Origin of the sequence: Mesorhizobium sp. M2A.F.Ca.ET.037.01.1.1 (assembly GCF_003998075.1) — a bacterium.
Lineage (GTDB): Bacteria > Pseudomonadota > Alphaproteobacteria > Rhizobiales > Rhizobiaceae > Mesorhizobium.
Genome location: NZ_RZSA01001783.1, coordinates 1 through 476, shown reverse-complemented (window position 1 = coordinate 476; position 476 = coordinate 1). Strand labels below are relative to the sequence as shown.

The window sequence follows — 476 nt, the reverse complement described above, 5'->3', positions numbered from 1 at the left end:
ACCTTGTCGAGGTCGAGCTCGATGCCGAGATCGCCCTTGGCGCCCATCTCGACCGCCGAGCAGGTGAGGCCGGCCGCACCCATGTCCTGGATGGCGATGACGGCGCCCGACGCCATCAACTCGAGGCAGGCTTCCAGCAGGCATTTTTCGGTGAAGGGATCGCCGACCTGCACGGTCGGGCGTTTCTCCTCGATCTTGTCGTCGAACTCGGCCGAGGCCATGGTGGCGCCGCCGACGCCGTCGCGTCCGGTCTTGGCGCCGAGATAGACGACCGGCAGGCCGACGCCCTTGGCCTGCGACAGGAAGATGGCATTGGTCTTGGCAAGGCCCGCCGCAAAGGCGTTGACCAGGATGTTGCCGTTGTAGCGGGCGTCGAAGTTGACCTCGCCGCCGACCGTCGGCACGCCGAAGGAATTGCCGTAGCCGCCGACGCCGGAAACCACGCCGGCGACGAGCTGCCGGGTCTTGGGATGATC

At 67.0% G+C, this 476-nt stretch carries 1 protein-coding gene; it reads right to left on the bottom strand.

Features of this window, described 5'->3' with window-relative positions; translation table 11 throughout:
- Window positions 1–476: AIR synthase-related protein (locus EOA27_RS39790; RefSeq protein ID WP_245491435.1), on the bottom strand; the 476-nt coding region annotated here is incomplete at both ends.